General features: G+C 71.6%; 14 protein-coding genes and 1 pseudogene. 11 read left to right on the forward strand and 4 right to left on the reverse strand.

Annotated elements, in window-relative coordinates:
• Positions 1-94: 94 nt before the first annotated feature.
• Positions 95-481, reverse strand: a complete 387-nt coding sequence (locus tag CXH06_RS04935) for a DUF1801 domain-containing protein (RefSeq protein WP_114854091.1) — start codon at positions 479-481, stop codon at positions 95-97.
• Positions 482-715: 234 nt separating this feature from the next.
• On the opposite strand from CXH06_RS04935, the gene CXH06_RS04940 reads away from it, so the two are divergent.
• The 4 genes from CXH06_RS04940 to CXH06_RS04955 all read left to right on the forward strand — a co-directional run bounded on the left by CXH06_RS04940 (position 716) and on the right by CXH06_RS04955 (position 4,677).
• Positions 716-1,738, forward strand: coding sequence for a siderophore ABC transporter substrate-binding protein (locus tag CXH06_RS04940; RefSeq protein WP_114854038.1), 1,023 nt, complete (start codon positions 716-718; stop codon positions 1,736-1,738).
• Between the two features lie 86 nt (positions 1,739-1,824).
• A complete protein-coding gene (locus CXH06_RS04945) occupies positions 1,825-2,823 on the forward strand; it encodes an ABC transporter permease (protein ID WP_114854092.1) in 999 nt (332 codons plus the stop codon).
• Positions 2,816-3,916, forward strand: a complete 1,101-nt coding sequence (locus tag CXH06_RS04950) for an iron chelate uptake ABC transporter family permease subunit (protein WP_114854039.1) — start codon at positions 2,816-2,818, stop codon at positions 3,914-3,916. The genes CXH06_RS04945 and CXH06_RS04950 overlap by 8 nt, the downstream gene beginning before the upstream one ends.
• Positions 3,913-4,677 carry an ABC transporter ATP-binding protein gene (locus CXH06_RS04955; RefSeq protein ID WP_114854040.1) on the forward strand — a complete coding sequence of 255 codons (765 nt, stop codon included), beginning with the start codon at positions 3,913-3,915 and terminating at the stop codon, positions 4,675-4,677. The genes CXH06_RS04950 and CXH06_RS04955 overlap by 4 nt, the downstream gene beginning before the upstream one ends.
• Before the next feature lie 47 nt (positions 4,678-4,724).
• On the opposite strand, the gene CXH06_RS04960 is transcribed toward CXH06_RS04955, so the two are convergent.
• The 3 genes from CXH06_RS04960 to CXH06_RS04970 form a co-directional block, all read right to left on the reverse strand.
• Positions 4,725-5,570, reverse strand: a complete 846-nt coding sequence (locus tag CXH06_RS04960) for an aldo/keto reductase (RefSeq protein WP_114854041.1) — start codon at positions 5,568-5,570, stop codon at positions 4,725-4,727.
• Between the two features lie 65 nt (positions 5,571-5,635).
• Complete coding sequence (locus CXH06_RS04965; RefSeq protein ID WP_114854042.1) at positions 5,636-6,442, reverse strand: ABC transporter permease; 807 nt, start codon at positions 6,440-6,442, stop codon at positions 5,636-5,638.
• Positions 6,435-7,406 (reverse strand): ABC transporter ATP-binding protein, encoded by a 972-nt coding sequence (locus CXH06_RS04970; RefSeq protein WP_114854043.1) that lies wholly within the window; start codon positions 7,404-7,406, stop codon positions 6,435-6,437. The genes CXH06_RS04965 and CXH06_RS04970 overlap by 8 nt, the downstream gene beginning before the upstream one ends.
• A gap of 91 nt (positions 7,407-7,497) precedes the next feature.
• On the opposite strand from CXH06_RS04970, the gene CXH06_RS04975 reads away from it, so the two are divergent.
• The 7 genes and pseudogenes from CXH06_RS04975 to CXH06_RS05005 all read left to right on the forward strand — a co-directional run.
• A complete protein-coding gene (locus tag CXH06_RS04975; RefSeq protein ID WP_114854044.1) occupies positions 7,498-8,139 on the forward strand; it encodes a TetR/AcrR family transcriptional regulator in 642 nt (213 codons plus the stop codon).
• A 66-nt stretch (positions 8,140-8,205) separates the two neighbouring features.
• Positions 8,206-9,747, forward strand: coding sequence for an LssY C-terminal domain-containing protein (locus CXH06_RS04980; protein WP_114854045.1), 1,542 nt, complete (start codon positions 8,206-8,208; stop codon positions 9,745-9,747).
• A gap of 108 nt (positions 9,748-9,855) precedes the next feature.
• Entirely contained in the window at positions 9,856-11,286 is a 1,431-nt protein-coding gene (locus tag CXH06_RS04985; protein WP_114854046.1) for an APC family permease, read from the forward strand.
• Between the two features lie 39 nt (positions 11,287-11,325).
• Positions 11,326-11,754, forward strand: a complete 429-nt coding sequence (locus CXH06_RS04990; RefSeq protein WP_114854047.1) for a universal stress protein — start codon at positions 11,326-11,328, stop codon at positions 11,752-11,754.
• A gap of 182 nt (positions 11,755-11,936) precedes the next feature.
• Positions 11,937-13,994 (forward strand): PhoX family phosphatase, encoded by a 2,058-nt coding sequence (locus CXH06_RS04995; RefSeq protein ID WP_114854048.1) that lies wholly within the window; start codon positions 11,937-11,939, stop codon positions 13,992-13,994.
• A gap of 293 nt (positions 13,995-14,287) precedes the next feature.
• A complete protein-coding gene (locus CXH06_RS05000; RefSeq protein WP_114854049.1) occupies positions 14,288-17,269 on the forward strand; it encodes a DUF4040 family protein in 2,982 nt (993 codons plus the stop codon).
• A pseudogene (locus CXH06_RS05005) lies at positions 17,266-17,592 on the forward strand (sodium:proton antiporter); the annotation flags it as partial. The gene CXH06_RS05000 and the pseudogene CXH06_RS05005, both read left to right, overlap by 4 nt.
• Between the last annotated feature and the right edge of the window lie 35 nt (positions 17,593-17,627).

Here is a 17,627-nt window from a genome sequence, read left to right on the forward strand (position 1 = left end):
TGACGAACGAGGAGCGCCCGGATCGACAGTCCGGGGAAGGTCTCCGCTCCGCCACCCCGAGCCCCGAGCTCCCCGTCCGCGGCCGCCGCCGCGGTCAGCGGGCGAGGTTCAGCGCGACCGCCTCCCGCACCAGCTCCGCCACGGCCTGCGCGTCCACCTCATCGCCCTCGCCGTGGTCGATCGCGCGAGCGACCGTGCTGTCCAGGCGGCTCGTGAACAGCGGGCTGGGCTCCATGTGAGCGCCCTTCGAGAAGGTCAGTCGCACCGACGCCTTGAGGACATCGACGAAGCAGACGTCGCCCTCATGGGTCCAGAACGCCACGCCCTCGGGCTTCGAGGGCTTCTTGTACTTGACCGCCTCGACGATGTCCGGATCGGCGGAGCGGATCGCGGCGCGCAGGGCGCTCATCGTCTCCTGCTTCCAGCCGCTCTGCCGGGCGATGATGTCGTCGATCTGCTGGGAGGCGGTCGCGTCGCTCATGTCCGGATCCTCGCGGACGGGTCCGGCGAGGGCAAGTGCGGCGCCGAGCTCCTCCGTGGTCATGACCGCCACGACCCGGGGTGAGTCGCGCGTCACACCCCGGCGAATACCGCAACGCGGGGCTGGCGAAATGCGGCGAGGTGAGGCTAGCCTCAGTGACGTCCCCGCTCGGTGTCGCGGCCCTCCCGGTCGCCTCCTCGCACCGGGCTCCGGCCCCGAACGAAGGCAGACTCCATGACGTCCCTGACCCGCCGCCACCTCGGCGCCCTCTCCGCCGTCGGCGCCCTCGGCCTGACCCTCACCGCCTGCGGCGCCTCGACCGACGCGGCCGATGCCGACGGCGGCGCCGCGGCCAGCGATGCGGGCGGCGGGAGCGCAGCGGGGACCGTGGAGGTCGAGGACAACAACGGCGCCCAGAGGGTCGAGGTGCCGCCGGCCTCCGTGGTCGCCACCGACAACCGCACCTTCGAGACCCTCGCGGACTGGGAGGTCACCCTCACCGCCGCCGCCCGCACCCTGATGCCCTCGACGAACCCCTACAAGGAGGACGAGTCGATCGTCGACCTGGGCAGCCACCGCGAGCCCGATCTCGAGGCCGTCGTCGCCGCCGAGCCCACCCTGATCATCAACGGCCAGCGCTTCACCCAGTACCACGACGACTTCGTGAAGTACGCCCCCGAGGCGACGGTTCTCGAGCTCGACCCCCGTGACGACCAGCCCTTCGCCGACGAGCTCAAGCGCCAGGTCGCCGCGCTGGGCGAGATCTTCGACAAGCAGTCGGAGGCGGAGACGCTGGGCACCGACCTCGATGCGTCCATGGAGCGCGTCACCGAGGCCTACAACGGCGAGGACACGGTCATGGCCGTGACCACCTCCGGCGGCGAGATCGGCTACATCGCCCCCGGCGTGGGCCGCACCCTGGGCTGGACCTTCGACGCGCTGGGCCTGGTCCCCGCGCTCGAGGTCGAGGGCTCGAGCGACGACCACGAGGGCGACGACATCTCCGTCGAGGCCATCGCGGACTCCGATCCCACCTGGATCCTGGTGATGGACCGCGACGCGGCCATCTCCGCCGACGATCCCGAGTTCACCCCCGCCAACGAGGTGCTGGAGGCCTCCGAGGCGCTGCAGTCCGTCACCGCGGTCACCGAGGGCAACATCGTCTACATGCCCGCGGACACGTACACCAACGAGTCGATCCAGACCTACACGGAGTTCTTCACGACCTTCGCCGAGGCGCTCGAGGCGAAGGCCTGAGCCACGTCCGCCGCTGAGCTCCGCACGGCGGGCCGGGCCCTCGCGGCCGGGCCCGCCGTGCGGCGCGTCCGTGCCCAGGAGAGATGATGTCCACCCCCGCCCTCGCCACCGGGTCGCCGCCACGGCGCCGCGGACGCGAACCACTCATCGACCGCAATCTCGTGATCGGTATCGTGCTGGTCGCGCTGCTGCTGGTCGCCTCGCTGCTCACCGGTGTCTACGACGTCTTCGGCGCGGACGACGGCGCGGAGATGTTCGCGATCACCCGCATCCCCCGCACCGTCGCCCTGGTCCTCGCCGGGGCCGCGATGGCGATGTCGGGGCTGATCATGCAGCTGATGACCCAGAACCGCTTCGTCGAGCCCTCGACCACGGGCACCACCGAGTGGGCGGGGCTGGGGCTGATCCTGGTGATGGTGCTGGTGCCGACGGCGAGCCTGCTGACGAAGATGTCCGTGGCGATCGTCTTCTCCTTCGTCGGCACGATGGTCTTCTTCCTGTTCCTGCGGAAGGTCACCCTGCGCAGCTCCCTCATCGTCCCGATCATCGGGATCATGCTCGGGGCCGTGGTCGGCTCGGTCTCCACCTTCGTCGCGCTCCAGTTCGACGCCCTGCAGAACCTCGGGGTGTGGTTCGCCGGCTCCTTCACCTCGGTGATGCGCGGCGGGTACGAGGTGCTGTGGATCGTGCTGCTGGTGGGGATCGCGGTGTTCGTCGTCGCCGACCGGCTCACCGTCGCGGGCCTCGGCGAGGACGTCGCCACCAACATCGGCGTGAACTACCAGCGGGTGCTGCTGATGGGCACCGGCCTGGTCGCCGTCGCCACCGGCGTGGTCACGGTGGTGGTGGGCAACCTGCCGTTCCTGGGCCTCATCGTGCCCAACATCGTCTCGATGGTCCGCGGCGATGACCTGCGCACCAACCTGCCCTGGGTGTGCCTGCTGGGCATCGCGATCGTGACCATCTGCGATCTCATCGGGCGCACCATCATCATGCCCTTCGAGGTGCCGGTCTCGCTGATCCTCGGGATCGTCGGCGCCGTCGTCTTCATCGCGCTCCTGCTGAGGCAGCGTCGTCATGGGTGACCGCACCGAGCTCCGCCCCGCGCCGGCCCCCGCCGGCCCGCCGGTCCCCGCCGCCCCGTCGGCCCCGGCTCCGCGTCTCGCGCGCGAGCGCCGCAGCGGCTCCGGGGCCTTCCCCGACGCGCGCAGCCGCCGACGCTACTGGACCATGGTCGCGGTGCTGTCCGTGCTCGCCGCGGGCTGCGCCCTCGGCCTGCTCGCGATGGACAACCCGATGCCCGTGGGCTCGCGCGGGTTCTGGCTGATCGCCGAGATGCGGGTGACCTCGCTGGTGGTGATGGGCGTGGTCGCCTTCTGCCAGGCGATCGCCACGATCACCTTCCAGACCGTCACGAACAACCGGATCATCACGCCCTCGATCATGGGCTTCGAGTCCCTGTACACCCTCATCCAGACCACCGCGGTGTACGTCATCGGGGCCGCCGGGGTGGTCGCGATCCAGGGGACCGGCCAGTTCCTGCTGCAGGTCGTGGCGATGGTGGGCCTCTCGGTGCTGCTCTACGGCTGGCTGCTGCGCGGGCGGTACGCGAACATCCAGGTGATGCTGCTGGTGGGCATCATCATCGGCGGCGGCATGGGGGCGATCTCCACCTTCATGCAGCGCCTGCTGTCCCCGAGCGAGTTCGACGTGCTCTCCGCCCGGCTGTTCGGCTCGGTGACCAACGCGAGCGCGGAGTACCTGCCCTACGCGATCCCGATGATCCTCATCGCCGGGGTGCTGATCTGGGCGAACGCCCGCACCCTCAACGTCCTGGCGATGGGCCGGGAGGTCTGCGTGAACCTCGGCGTGCGGCACGGCCGGCAGACCATCGCGATGCTGGTGCTGGTCTCGGTCCTCATGGCGGTCTCCACCGCCCTGGTGGGCCCGATGACCTTCTTCGGCTTCCTCGTGGCCACGCTGACCTACCAGCTCGCCGGCACCCACGACCACCGCCGGGTGCTCCCCCTGGGCGTGCTGGCCGGCTTCGTGGTGCTCTCCGGGGCGTACTTCGTCATGAACCACGTGTTCTACGCGCAGGGCGTCGTGTCCATCATCATCGAACTCGTCGGCGGGACCGTGTTCCTCGTCGTCATCATGCGGAAGGGGCGCCTGTGATCACCATCGACGCGGTGCGGAAGCAGTACACCTCGGCGTCGGGGACGGTCGAGATCGGTCCGGTCACCGCCCGGATCCCCGCCGGCGGCGTGACCGCCCTGGTGGGGCCCAACGGCGCCGGCAAGTCGACCATGCTGACCATGGTGGGGCGCCTGCTGGACATCGACGAGGGCGCGATCGAGGTGGCCGGCTACGACGTCTCCTCGACCGCCTCCAAGGACCTCGCGAGGATCCTCTCGGTGCTGCGCCAGGAGAACCACTTCATCACCCGGCTGACGGTGCGCCAGCTGGTGGGATTCGGCCGCTTCCCCTACTCCAAGGGGCGGTTGACGGTGCACGACGAGCAGAAGATCTCCGAGGCCATCGACTTCCTCGACCTCGACGAGCTCGAGGGGCGCTACCTCGACGAGCTCTCCGGCGGGCAGCGCCAGCGCGCCTACGTCGCGATGGTCCTCGCGCAGGACACCGAGTACGTGCTGCTGGACGAGCCGCTGAACAACCTCGACATGCGCCACAGCGTGCAGATGATGGGCCGCCTGCGCGACGCCGCCCGGCAGCTGGGGCGCACCATCGTGGTGGTGCTGCACGACATCAACTTCGCCGGCCACTACGCCGATCACATCATCGCCATGAAGGACGGCGGCGTGGTCGAGTCCGGGCCCGTCGGCGAGATCATGGACGGGGCGATCCTCAGCCGCGTCTTCGACACCCCCGTGCACGTCATCGAGGGGCCGACGGGACCGCTGGCCGTCTACTACTGAGGGCGGGGCGGCGCGCTCCGTGCGCCGGTCCCCGCCCCCGTCCGGCCTCAGGACTCCTTGGTGGACGGATCCGCGCCGCCGCGGCCGTCGGGGCGGTCCAGGGCGTCGATCGCCGCGACCTCCGCGGCGGTGAGCTCGAGCTGCGCGGCGGCGAGGTTCTCCACGATCCGCGAGGGCGTGACGGACTTCGGGATGGTCACCAGGCCGCTCGCGAGATGCCAGGCGAGCACCACCTGCGCCGGGGTCGCCCCGTGCGCGGCCGCGATCTCGGTGATCGCGGCGTTCTCGAGCAGATCGGACTTGCCCTGGCCCAGCGGGCCCCAGGACTCGGTGACGATGCCGTGCTCCTCGTGGAAGGCGCGCAGCTCGCGCTGCTGGAAGTAGGGGTGCAGCTCGATCTGGTGGACGGAGGGCACCACGCCGGTGGCGTCGATCGCCTCGCGCAGCTGCGGCAGCGGGTAGTTGGAGACGCCGATCGAGCGGGCCAGTCCCCGCTTCTGCAGCTCCACCAGCGCCTTCCAGGCCTCGACGTAGGTGCCCTGGACGGGCACCGCCCAGTGCACGAGGTAGAGGTCGACGTACTCGGTGCCCAGGCGCTCGAGCGACGCCTCGCAGGCGGTGATCGCATCGTCGAAGCGCTGGGCGTCGTTCCACAGCTTGGTGGTGAGGAAGATGTCCTCCCGCGCCACGCCGGAGGCGCGGATCGCGCGGCCCACGCCCTCCTCGTTGCCGTACACCTTCGCGGTGTCGAGGTGGCGGTAGCCGGCCTCGAGGGCCTGCACGGTGACATCGGCCGCGACATCGTTCTCGACCTTGAACACGCCGTAGCCGAGCTGGGGGATGGAGGCTCCTCCCGGCAGCGGCAGGGACGGGACGGCGCTCTGATCAGACATGGGGATCCTCTCCTCGGGGGTCCCGCCAGCCTAGCCGCGAGCTGCGCTCGAGCGGGCGGCGCCGCTCACCGTCGCCGCACCAGCGCCCGGAGGGTGACCAGCAGGCCCAGCGCGGTCCACAGGGTCAGGACCAGCAGGTCACGACCGGAGGCCGTGAAGGTGTCCGCGGCGATCCCGGCCCGCAGGAGATCGGCGGCGGGCTGGATGGGCAGCACCTCGTGCACGCGCTGGAACCAGTCCGGCAGCTGGCTCGCCGGGAAGGTGATCGGCGAGAACAGCAGGACGAAGAACACCAGCACCTGGGACAGCAGCTGCGCCAGCATCGCGGGGAAGGACACCGCGATCGCGTAGCCCACGGAGGTGGCCATCGTCGTCACCAGCAGCGAGGCGAGGATCAGCAGCGGCCAGTCGAAGGAGAAGGCGAGGTCGTAGCGCAGATGTCCGACCAGGAGCCCGATCGCCACGCCGGGCAGGGCGATGAGGGTCCACACCACGAGGTCGACGGCGAGCAGCAGCGGCCGGGCCACCGGAAGCGCCCGCTGGTAGTCCAGCGCCCCGGAGGCCCGGGCGCGGGCGACTCCCTGCGGCACGATGACCAGGCCGATGGTCAGCAGCAGGATCGTCGGCGCGCCGGAGGACAGGAACAGGGCGGCCTCCGCCGTGATGTCGGGGATGAGCAGGCCGAAGCCGATCACGATCCCCGCGGCGAGCATGGCCTGGACGACGACGATGAGCGGCAGCATCGCGCCGATCGACGCGAGCGACCAGCGCAGCAGCATGCCCAGGCTGCGCCAGGGGCTCACCTGGACCGGGGTGATCGACGGCGGGTGCGGTGCGGTCGGCGTCCTCGGGGCGGCGGTCGGCTCAGTCATCGGTGGCCCCCTCGCGGGTCGGGTCGGGCGGTGTGGTCAGCGCCAGGTAAGCGTCCTCGAGCGTCGACGGCGTGAGCGAGAAGCCCTCGATCCGGTGCTCGGCGTGCTGCGCGGCGGCCCAGGCGACGGCCGGGGCCGCCTCCTGCGCCGCGACGGTGAGCAGGGTGCGCCGGCCGGTCCGGACCCGGCGCCGCACCGCCAGGTGAGGGTCCGTGGCGGAGGGGTCCGCCCCCTCGGGCGGCAGCTGCAGCTCCAGGCGCAGGTCGGTGTCCTGGGTCCCGCGCAGGTGGGCGGGCGACCCCTCGGCGACCAGCCGGCCCCGGTCGAGGATCACCAGCTCGTCCACGATCCGCTCCGCCTCGGAGACGTTGTGGGTGACCAGCAGGACGCCGCTGCCGGCGTCGCCGCGGCGTCGCACGGCGTCCCAGAGCAGCCGGCGCCGCGAGGCGTCGATGTCGTTGGTGGGCTCGTCGAGGATGAGCAGCGGGATGGGGGCCGCCACGGCCATGGCGAAGCCGGTCAGGCGCCGGATCCCGCCGGACAGCCCGCCGCCCTCGGGCAGGGCGCGGCGGTCCATCCACGGGCCGATGTCCAGCTCCTCGGCCAGGGAGACCGCGGCCGCGCGGGCATCGCGGGGCGTCAGGCCGCGCAGGCCGCCGGCGATCTCGATCGCCGAGCGCGGGGTGAGCCCGTCGATCGGCGCCTGCGCCTGCGGCTGCAGGGCGACGTGCCGCCGCGCGGCGGCCGGGTCCCGCACGGCGTCGGTCCCGCCCACGCGGATGTCCCCGGCGTGGGGTCTCAGCAGGCCGACGATCTGGGAGACCACCGTGGTCTTCCCGGCGCCGTTGTGGCCCAGCAGGCCCACCACCTCCCCGGCGCGGACGTGGAAGGAGAGGTCGTCATTGGCGACGACCGGACCGTAGCGGCGGGTGAGGTCGGTGATGCGGAGCACGTCGGGGTCCATCGCGCCTCCTTGGATACCAATGGTCTGTGGATACCGACGGTATGTGGATACCGCAGGTACGTCAAGGGTCCCGCGGCTCTACGCTGGTGCCATGACAGAGATCCCCGACCCCCTCTCCCGCCGGGATCGCCAGCAGCAGACGCGCGAGGCGCTGGTCGCCGCGGCCCGCGAGGTGTTCTCCGAGGACGGGTACCACGCGGCCAGCCTGGCGCGGATCGCGCGCGTGGCCGGCTTCTCCAAGGGCGCCGTGTACTCGAACTTCGAGGGCAAGTCCGCGCTCTTCCTCGCGGTGATGGACAAGAACCTGGAGCTGGCCGAGGCCGATCCGCGGCATCCGTTCTCGCCGCCCGGCCACCCGGCCTCCACCGGCTGGGACGTGGCCGGGAGGGAGGGCTTCCCACGGCAGGCCACCCAGGGCTTCGCGCTGGCCACGCTCGAGTTCATCGCCCGCGCGGCGCGGGACGAGGCCCTCGCCCCCCAGCTGCATCAGCGGCTCGCGACGATCCTGGACCGTTACGACGCCATCGCCCGATCGGCGCGGCCCGAGGGCGAGACGCTCGAGGCGGCGGACGTCGGCCGGCTGCTGGCCGCGCTGGACCAGGGAGCCGGGCTGATCCTGCTCGCCGGGGACGTGATGCCGGGCCCCGCGGTGTTCACCGCCGGGATGCGCCGCCTGGTCGACCCGGCGCGCGCGGCCGCCGAGGAGGCGGCCGGGGGTGCGGCGGGGGCGTAGGTCGGGAACGGCCAGGCGGCCGCTCTACGATGGCGGCATGATCCCCCGGAGTTCGGAGCACGGCCGATGACGCCGGTGCGCTCCTCGCGTCTGGCACCGCTGAGCCGCCCGCTCCCGCAGGAGCCGCCCGTGTACGACCACGCCGGTGGGCACTCGCCCACGGCGCGCCGGATCGACGTCTACGCCTTCCTGGACAACCTCTTCATCGCCGCGGGCGTGGTGGTCTCGATCTGGCTGGCCCTGCTGTACCTGGTGGAGGGCTTCTCGCTGACGCCCGCACGCCTGCTGTACCTGCTCGTGTTCTGGGTCCTGCTGACCTACATCACGCTGCCGCGCCTGCACCAGCTGATGACGTGGATCTACCTGCCGGACTACTTCTTCGGCCGCACCCGCACCACCGAGGGGGTGCTCTCGGACCCGATCAACCTGGCCTTCGACGGCCCGGAGCGGGATCTGCACGTGGCGATGCGCCGCGCCGGCTGGGTGCTGGCCGAGGAGCGCACCCTGGCCTCCGCCTGGGCGATGGTCCGCTCCACGCTGCTGCGCCGCTCCTACCCCGCGGCGCCGGTCTCCGACCTCTACCTCATGGGGCGCCGCCACGACTTCACCTACCAGCAGGAGGTGGGCGGCACCACCACCAAGCGTCATCACGTCCGGTTCTGGCGGATGCCGCCGGACTTCGTGCTGCCCGGCGGCTATCGCACCGACTGGCTCGCCGCCGGCACCTACGACCGCGCGGTCGGCTTCTCCTTCTTCACCCTGCAGATCACCCACCGCATCGACGAGAACATCGATGTCGAGCGCGACTACCTCGTGGACACCGTGCGGTTCGCCGATCCGCAGGTCGAGGTGGAGATGATCGAGGAGTTCTCCACCGCCTATCACGACCGCAACGGCCAGGGCGATCGCTTCCGCACCGACGGCGACCTCCCGGTCATCGACGTCGAGGGGGCGTCCCGGCGCTCCGAGGGCGCGAGCGCGATGATGCTGCCCCGGCACCGGCCGACGGGCTCCTCGGTGATGAAGTCCCGTGCCCGCGCGGCCACCCAGTCCGCGCTGGCCGCGGCGCGGCGGCCGGGCGATGCCCGGGCCACGGTGGGCGACGAGCTCTCCGCGCAGTGGCACGGCACGGTCGACGACTTCCACGAGGTCCTCGCCCGGGCGGCGGACCACCACCTCCCGCCGCCCACCGTGATCCTCACCGGCGTCCTGGTGCTGATCCAGGCCGTGCTGGTGGGGGTGCAGTGGTTCGGCGTCCTCAGCGGCATCGTCTTCAGCGCCCTGGCCCCGGACCTCGCCCTGATCCTCCCGTCCCGGGACGGGATCGTGCTGGCGACCGTCTTCGCGACGGTGCTGGTGCTGCTCCAGATCGGGGTGCTGCGCCGCAGCCGCTGGGCCCGCATCGCCCTCATGGCCCTGTTCCTCGTCGACGCCTTCGCGCGTCTGACCGTGGCGACCTCCCTGGCCGGGGACATCGCCCACCCGCTGCTGGTGGGTGCCGGCGCCTCCGCGCTCGGCGTGATGGCGATCAGCTCCGACGCCTCCCGGCAGTGGGTGCAGACCCTGCGCGTGGACTCGCGGGAGGACGCTCGCGGCACGGAGAGGTGATCCGGGTCACCGGGGAGTAGTATTCCGGCACCGCGTCGAGGGAGTCCCGGATCCACCGGCCCCGGGCCCCGGCCGGGCGTCGCCGCATCCTTGTCCGGGAGGATTTCCATGAGCGAGACCACCGAGACCGAGTCGTCGTCCCCCGCGCCGTCGGAGCTGAAGAGGGCGATCACCCCGAAGCTGCTGCTGCTGTTCATCGTCGGAGACATCCTCGGCACGGGCGTCTATGCCCTGACCGGGCAGGTGGCCGGCGAGGTGGGCGGCGCCGGCTGGCTGCCGATCCTCCTCGCCTTCGCCGTCGCGATGGTCTCCGCGCTGTCCTACGTCGAGATGGTCACGAAGTACCCGCAAGCCGCCGGCGCCGCGCTCTACGTCCACAAGGCCTTCGGGATCCACTTCCTGACCTTCATGGTCACCTTCGCCGTGCTCTCCTCCGGCATCACCTCGGCGTCCACCAGCGCGATCTTCCTCGCGGAGAACGTCCTGGTCGCCTTCGGCCTGGAGGACTCCCTGGGCGCCGCCGCCGGGGGCACCGCCACCCTCATCGCCCTGCTCTTCATCGGCCTCGTGGCCGGCGTCAACCTCTACGGCGTCTCGGAGTCGGTGAAGGCCAATGTGGTCCTGACCCTCATCGAGCTCACGGGCCTGGTGACCGTGATCCTGGTGAGCCTCGCGGTGGTGTTCCAGGGCCGGGCGGACTTCTCCCGGGTGATGGTCTTCGAGACCGCGGGGGACAAGAGCATGCTCCTCGCGGTGACCGGTGCGACCGCGCTCGCGTTCTTCTCCATGGTGGGCTTCGAGGACTCGGTGAACATGGCGGAGGAGACGGTGGACCCGGTGAGGAACTTCCCCCGGGCCCTGATCGGCGGCCTGTCCGTCACCGGCGTGGTCTACGTGCTGGTCTCCGTGCTCGCCGTGGCGGTGGTCCCGATCGGGGAGCTCGCCTCGGCGACCACGCCGCTGCTCTCCGTCGTGGAGCGCGGTGCCCCGGACCTCCCGATCGACACGATCTTCGCGGTCATCTCGATCTTCGCCGTGGCCAACACGGTGCTCATCAACATGATGATGGCCTCCCGCCTGCTCTACGGCATGGCGCGACAGGAGGTCCTGCCCGGCTTCCTGCGCGGCGTGCTCCCGGGACGGCGCACACCCTGGGCGGGGATCGTGTTCTCCACCGGCCTGGCCGTCGCCCTGGTGCTCACCGTCCGGTTCCTGCTCGCCGAGGACACCATCGGTGCGCTCGGCGGCACCACCGCGATGCTGCTGCTGGCGGTCTTCGCCATGGTCAACATCTGTGTGCTCGTGCTGCGCCGGGACCGGGTGGCCGTGCGCCACTTCCGCACGCCGACGGCTCTCCCGGTGATCGGTGCGATCACGTCCATCGCGCTGATCACGCCGCTGGCCCAGCCCCTCGAGCGCTACGCCATCGCGGGCGGCCTGCTGGCCATCGGGCTGCTGCTGTACGTCATCACCTGGCTGTACAACGGCGCGGTCCGGGCGCGTCGCACCCGCATCCGCCGCCCCGACGATCTGGGCTGAGCGCCTGCCCCGCCGTCACGCCCCGGAAGAGGAGATGCCATGTCGACCGTCCTGCTGGCCTACGTCCCCGGACCCACGAGCGACGCCGCCCTCGCGTACGCCGTCGAGGAGGCGCGACGACGCGGCGCCTCCTTGCTCGTGCTCGCGTCCGAGCGGCGCCACGACCCTCGTGCGCCCCGCGGAGACGTCGATCCGCGCCCGCTGGACGCGCGTCTGGCCGAGACCGGTCTCGAGGTCGATCTGCGCACGGTTCCCCGTCGCGACGACCCGGCCGACGACATCCTCGAGGCGATCGAGGCGGAGGACGTGGACGTGGCGGTCCTCGGCATCCGCCGCCGCACCCCGATCGGGAAGATCCTCCTGGGCTCGACGTCCCAGCGGGTCGTGATGGAGTCCCCGGTGCCGGTGGTGCTGGTCAAGCCGGAGGACTTCGCCGCCCCGCCACGGGTCCGGCCCGGTGCCGACTGATCCGATCCGGGACGATCTCCGGACGCTCTGACCAGGCGTTGTGGCTCCTCGGTTCCGGGCCGTTCACCGGCTGGTTCCGAGCCGGAAGCTCGTCCCTCACTTTGCTGTCGCATCGTCAGCACGTCTCGACCGCCGGGCCGGCCCCGGCGGCAGGGAATCCCGACGACAGCAAAGGACCCCAGATGGCTCTCATCGACCTCCCCCTGCTCATGAAGGACGCCGTGCGCGGCAAGCGCTCGGCGGTGACCTGTGCGCTCAAGTGCGGCAACCAGTGCGCCTTCGGTCCCTGCAACCACAGCGACAACGCCACCTTCCGCGACGTGGCCTCCGCCGCCCTCTCGCGCCGCACGGTGCTGGGCGGTTCCACCGCCGCGCTCGCGATCGGCCTCGCCGGCACGCAGGGCGCCCTCGCGGCCCCCGCGGGCTCCACCGGCGCCGCCCCGGCGAAGCCGAAGACCACCGCTCCGAACGGCTCCGCCCTCGAGTTCGAGGCGATCGCCCCCGTCGACGCCGCGGCCGACGAGTTCACGGTGCCCGAGGGCTTCGAGTGGCGCAGCGTCATCCGCTGGGGCGACCCGCTGTTCGCCGACGCCCCCGAGTTCGACTGGGACGCCCAGAGCGCCGAGGCGCAGAAGCAGCAGTTCGGCTACAACAACGACTACACCGAGATCCAGGAGATCCCCGGCAGCAAGGGCCGGCGGGCCGTGATGTTCGTGAACCACGAGTACACGAACGAGAACATCATGTTCCCCGCGAGCCTCGACGAGGACGAGGTGATCGACATCGGCATGGCCGCCCACGGCCTGACCGTCGTCGAGCTGGAGCGCCAGAACCACAACAAGCCCTACACCTATGTCCAGGGCGCGCCCCTGAACCGTCGCATCCTGCTGGACGACGAGTTCGCCCTCACCGGTCCCGCCGCCGGCAGCGACCTGCTGAAGACCGTCGAGGACCCCGAGGGCCGGACGGTCCTGGGCACGCTGGGCAACTGCGCCGGCGGCCTCACCCCGTGGGGCACGCTGCTCTCCGGCGAGGAGAACTTCCACAGCTACTTCGTCGCCCCCGGCACCTCGGAGGCCGAGCAGCGCTACGGCCTGCGCGATGCGCCCACCGCCCGCGGCTGGGAGAAGAAGCACGCGCGCTTCGACGCGACCGGCGAGGGCTACGAGAACGAGCCCAACCGCTTCGGCTACATCGTCGAGGTCGATCCCTTCGACCCCACCTCGACCCCGCGCAAGCACACCGCGCTGGGCCGCTTCAAGCACGAGGGCGCCAACGTCATCATCGCCGAGGACGGCCGCGCCGTCGCGTACTCGGGCGACGACGAGCGCTTCGACTACCTCTACAAGTTCGTCTCCCGCGACACCTACGTCGAGGGCGACCGCGAGCACAACATGACGCTGCTGGAGAACGGCGACCTGTACGTCGCGAAGTTCACCGGCAACTCGCCGGCCGCGGAGATCGACGGCTCCGGCGAGCTCCCGTCCGACGGCGCCTTCGACGGCTCGGGCGAGTGGCTGCCGCTGCTGCTCGACGGCGAGAGCGCCGTCGAGGGCTTCAGCGTCGAGGAGGTCCTCGTCCACACCCGTCTCGCGGCCGATGCCGTGGGGCCCACCAAGATGGACCGCTGCGAGGACGTGGAGCCCTCGCTGCACAGCCGTCGCGTCTACGTGGCCTGCACCAACAACTCCAACCGCGGGGTCGAGGGATACGCCGCCCCCGACGAGACGAACCCCCGCACCGAGAACCGCGACGGCCACATCGTGGAGATCGACGAGCAGGGCGACCAGACCTCCACCACCTTCGCGTGGAACCTGCTGATGGTCTGCGGCGACCCCGCCCAGGGCGACCAGACCTACTTCTCCGGCTTCCCCGTGGACCAGGTCTCCCCGGTCTCCTGCCCGGACAACCTGGCCTTCGATGCGGTGGGCAACCTGTGGATCTCCACCGACGGCCAGCCCTCCGGCATCGGCTACAACGACGGTCTGTTCCGGGTGACCCTCGAGGGCGATGCCCGCGGTCGCGTCGAGCAGTTCCTCTCCGTCCCGCGCGACGGCGAGACCTGCGGCCCGATTATCCGCGACGAGGACCGCACGGCCTTCGTCTCCGTGCAGCACCCGGGTGAGGACGGCTCCTTCGAGGAGCAGTTCTCCTTCTTCCCGGACTACGACGGGAAGGGGCCGCGGCCCACCGTCGTCCAGGTGATGCCGTCCAAGCCCGGGCGCGGACTGGGGCGCTGAGACCCCGCGCGCCGCAGCGGCCCCGCAGCTCCGGCTGCGGGGCCGCTCGTCGTCCCCGCACCGGGCCCGCCCGGGCCCGTCCGCGACGGCTCCACGTTATGAATCCGCTCACCTCCGGCACGCTCGGGAGCCCTCGCGAGCCCCGATCGAGTCTTATTCTTATCGCGCACGCGCGCGGAGCGCCCTCTCCCTGCCAGGACGATCGGCTTTGGAGCGGTGCTCCCGGGCTGGATAGACTCCGAGCCATGTCCCGCCACGTCTTCGCAGCCCACTCCATGGCGGGGTGCTGACGGATGTCCGTGCTGTGGACCCTGCTGATCCTCGTCGCGACCGTCGCGCTCACCCCGCTCCTGGACCGCGCCCTCGGCCGCTCCGCCTGCTGGCCGCTCGCCGCGCTGTACCTCGCCGCCGCCGCGGCCCTGCTCCCGGCGACCGCCGCCGTGCTCACGGGCGCCGGCGACGAGGATGTCACCGCCTTCGCCGTGCCCTGGGCGCCGCAGTGGGGCATCGAGCTCGCCTTCCGGGCCGACGGCCTCGGCATCGTCTTCGCGATGATCGCCCTGGTCATCGGCGCCGTGGTGCTCGCCTACTCCGCGCGGTACCTCGAGCGCGGCAGCCAGCTGAGCTTCTCCCTGGTGATGGCGCTGTTCACGCTGTCGATGGTGGGCCTGGTGCTCGCCGACGACCTGGTGCTGCTGTTCATCTGCTGGGAGCTGACGTCCATCGCGTCCTTCCTGCTCATCGCCCGCTCCGGCGCCGCCGGTCAGGCCGCCTCCCTGCGCACGATGCTGATCACCTTCCTAGGCGGGCTGTCGCTGCTGGCCGCCGTGGCCCTGATGGTGATGCGCCTGGGCACCTCCTCCCTGCAGGAGGTCCTGGCCTCGGACATCTGGACCACGGACCCGGCCTTCACGACCCTGGTCGCCGTCCTGGTGGCCGTCGCCGCTTGCACGAAGTCGGCCCAGTTCCCCTTCCACGTCTGGCTGCCCGACGCGATGGCCGCGGCCACCCCGGTCTCCGCCTACCTGCACGCCGCCGCCGTGGTCAAGGCCGGCATCTTCCTCCTGCTGCGCTTCAGCCCCGCCTTCCACGAGGTGCTCGCCTGGAACCTGCTGCTCATCATCGCCGGCCTGATCACCGCCTTCGTCGGCGGATTCCTGGCCCTGCAGCAGCGTGACCTCAAGAAGCTCATGGCCTACTCGACGGTCAGCCAGCTGGGCCTCATCGTAACCGTGATCGGCGTGGGTACCGAGGCGGCGATCCTCGCCGCGGTGCTCCACACCATCGCCCACGCCCTGTTCAAGTCCGGACTGTTCATGATGGTCGGCGTCATCGACCACGGCGCCCACACGCGCGAGCTGCGCCGGATGCCGGCGCTGCTGCGCGCGATGCCCGGCGCCTTCGCGGTGACGCTGCTGGGCTGCATGTCGATGGCCGGCCTGCCGCCGATGCTCGGCTTCGTCTCCAAGGAGTCGCTGCTGACCGGCGCCCTGGACGCGGGCGGTCCTGCCTGGGCGGGCTGGGTCGTGGCGCTCGGCATCGCCGGCGCCAGCGTGCTGACCTTCGCGTACTGCGCGAAGATCGTGCTGGGAGCCTTCATCGACGGCCGCGACGAGGACGCGGTCACCCCGCGGCGCGAGGTGCACCCCGCGGACCGCGTCATGCTCTGGACGGCGGCGCTCCCGATCCTCGCGGGCCTCCCGCTCGCTCTCGTGGTCGGCGTGCTGGACACCCCCGTCTCCCGGGCGATCGAGGCGGCCCTGCACGAGGGGGAGGTGCACGCGCACCTCGCCTTCTGGCACGGCCTGACCCCGGAGCTCGCCATCACCGCGGGCGTCATCACGCTGGGCACCCTGATCGCCCTGAACCGGCGCCGGCTGCTGCCGGCCCTCGAGGCCCGTCCCTTCCCGGTCGACGGCGCCCGCGTGCTGACCGCTGTGGACCGCCTGGCCGAGCGGATCGGCGCCGTGCTGGTCCGCCCCATCGCCTCCGATGACCCGATGCGCCACCTCGCCGCGATCCTGGTGCTGTTCTCCGCCGTGGCGCTGGGCTCGCTGGCCGTGCTGGCGGGATCGCTCGAGCCGATCACGGAGGGCGTCAACCAGCCGATCGACGGCATGCTGCTGGTGCTCATCACGGGAGCGACCCTCCTGGCCTGCACCCGGCGGGACCGGCTCGGGGCCACGGTGTCGATCTCGGCTGTGGGCATCCTCGCCACCGTCCAGATCCTCGCGCTCGGCGCCCCGGACGTCGCCCTGACCCAGCTGCTGGTCGAGTCGCTGACGATCATCGTCATCATGCTGGTGCTGCAGAAGCTGCCCCGGCACTTCGAGCCCCCGACCCGTTCCCGCCATCGCGGGGCCGTCGTCCTCGCGGTGCTCGCGGGGCTCGCCGCGGGAGCGGCCACCTTCCTGTTCGCCGGTCGCCGCGACCGCAGCGAGGTCGCCGAGTACTACATCGCGAACGCCGAGGAGATCACCGGCGGCCACAACATCGTCAACGTCATCCTCGTCGAGTTCCGTGCCCTGGACACCCTCGGGGAGCTGGCGGTGCTGGGCATGGCCGGCGTCGCGATCGTCGCGGTGCTCTCGAGCATCCGCCACCGCTTCATCGACCCCCACGACCGTCCCGAGCCGGACGCGCCCGCCGCGCTGCGCGAGGAGGGCACCACCGCCCATCGCGCCATCACCTCCGCCTGGAGCAATGCGGCCGCCCTGCAGATGATGGTGCGGGTCACCGCGCCGATCCTCGCGCTGGTCTCGGCGATGCTGTTCCTGCGCGGCCACAACGCCCCGGGCGGCGGCTTCATCGCGGCCCTCGTCGGCTCCTCGATCGTGGCCCTGCTGTACCTCTCGACCTCGCGCGACCGCCAGATCGGGCCGCCCCGCCTGCCGCTGCTGCTCATCGGCGCCGGCATCGCGGTGGCGATCGGCTCGGGCGTGCTCGGCTTCGCCGCGGAGGGCTTCCTCGAGCCCCTGCACGGCTACCTGTTGGGCGTGCACGTCTCGAGCTCGATGATCTTCGACCTCGGGGTCTACCTCGCGGTGCTGGGGCTCGTGATGGTGGCCGTCAACCTGCTGGGCACCTCGGCGGCCGTCGGCGACCCGGACTCCGAGGAGGAGACCCGCGAGCGCGCCGACGAGGCCTTCGAGGGCGAGCTCGAGGGCCCGCTGGAGACCATCCGCGGTGAGCGCGCCCCGCGCCGGCGGCGCGTCGGCCGCGGCACCGCGCACCTGTCCTCCGGGACGCGACCCAAGGAGGTCGGACGACGATGATCCTCAGCCTCACGGTGGCCGTCCTGGTCGCGGGCGGCGTGTATCTGCTGCTGCAGCGGAGCATGGTCCGCGCGGTCTTCGGGATCACCCTGCTCAGCCATGCCGCGAACTTCGCCCTGCTGATCACCGGCGTGCCGGGATGGCGGGCCGAGCCCCTCACCGACGTCTCCCCGCGCGGGGAGATGGCGGATCCGCTGCCGCAGGCCTTCGTGCTCACCGCCATCGTCATCACCATGGCGGTGACCGTGTTCATGCTGGCGCTGGCGGTCATCGGCCGCGACGACGACCTGGGGGCCCATCCCGAGACCGGGGCGGCGCGCGACGTCGAGGGCCCTGACGCCGACGGGCACGCGGCCGC

The organism is Brachybacterium sp. YJGR34 (genome assembly GCF_003347015.1).
Classification (GTDB): domain Bacteria; phylum Actinomycetota; class Actinomycetes; order Actinomycetales; family Dermabacteraceae; genus Brachybacterium.

Excerpts from the sequence above, each read along its gene's own strand:
- CXH06_RS04975 (WP_114854044.1), top strand. The coding sequence starts at position 7,498 with ATGACAGAGATCCCCGACCCCCTCTCCCGCCGGGATCGCCAGCAGCAG.
- CXH06_RS04985 (WP_114854046.1), top strand. The coding sequence starts at position 9,856 with ATGAGCGAGACCACCGAGACCGAGTCGTCGTCCCCCGCGCCGTCGGAG.
- CXH06_RS05000 (WP_114854049.1), top strand. The coding sequence starts at position 14,288 with ATGTCCGTGCTGTGGACCCTGCTGATCCTCGTCGCGACCGTCGCGCTC.
- CXH06_RS04940 (WP_114854038.1), top strand. The coding sequence starts at position 716 with ATGACGTCCCTGACCCGCCGCCACCTCGGCGCCCTCTCCGCCGTCGGC.
- CXH06_RS04990 (WP_114854047.1), top strand. The coding sequence starts at position 11,326 with ATGTCGACCGTCCTGCTGGCCTACGTCCCCGGACCCACGAGCGACGCC.
- CXH06_RS04960 (WP_114854041.1), bottom strand. The coding sequence starts at position 5,570 with ATGTCTGATCAGAGCGCCGTCCCGTCCCTGCCGCTGCCGGGAGGAGCC.
- CXH06_RS04970 (WP_114854043.1), bottom strand. The coding sequence starts at position 7,406 with ATGGACCCCGACGTGCTCCGCATCACCGACCTCACCCGCCGCTACGGT.
- CXH06_RS04950 (WP_114854039.1), top strand. The coding sequence starts at position 2,816 with ATGGGTGACCGCACCGAGCTCCGCCCCGCGCCGGCCCCCGCCGGCCCG.
- CXH06_RS04995 (WP_114854048.1), top strand. The coding sequence starts at position 11,937 with ATGGCTCTCATCGACCTCCCCCTGCTCATGAAGGACGCCGTGCGCGGC.
- CXH06_RS04965 (WP_114854042.1), bottom strand. The coding sequence starts at position 6,442 with ATGACTGAGCCGACCGCCGCCCCGAGGACGCCGACCGCACCGCACCCG.
- CXH06_RS04980 (WP_114854045.1), top strand. The coding sequence starts at position 8,206 with ATGACGCCGGTGCGCTCCTCGCGTCTGGCACCGCTGAGCCGCCCGCTC.
- CXH06_RS04945 (WP_114854092.1), top strand. The coding sequence starts at position 1,825 with ATGTCCACCCCCGCCCTCGCCACCGGGTCGCCGCCACGGCGCCGCGGA.
- CXH06_RS04935 (WP_114854091.1), bottom strand. The coding sequence starts at position 481 with ATGAGCGACGCGACCGCCTCCCAGCAGATCGACGACATCATCGCCCGG.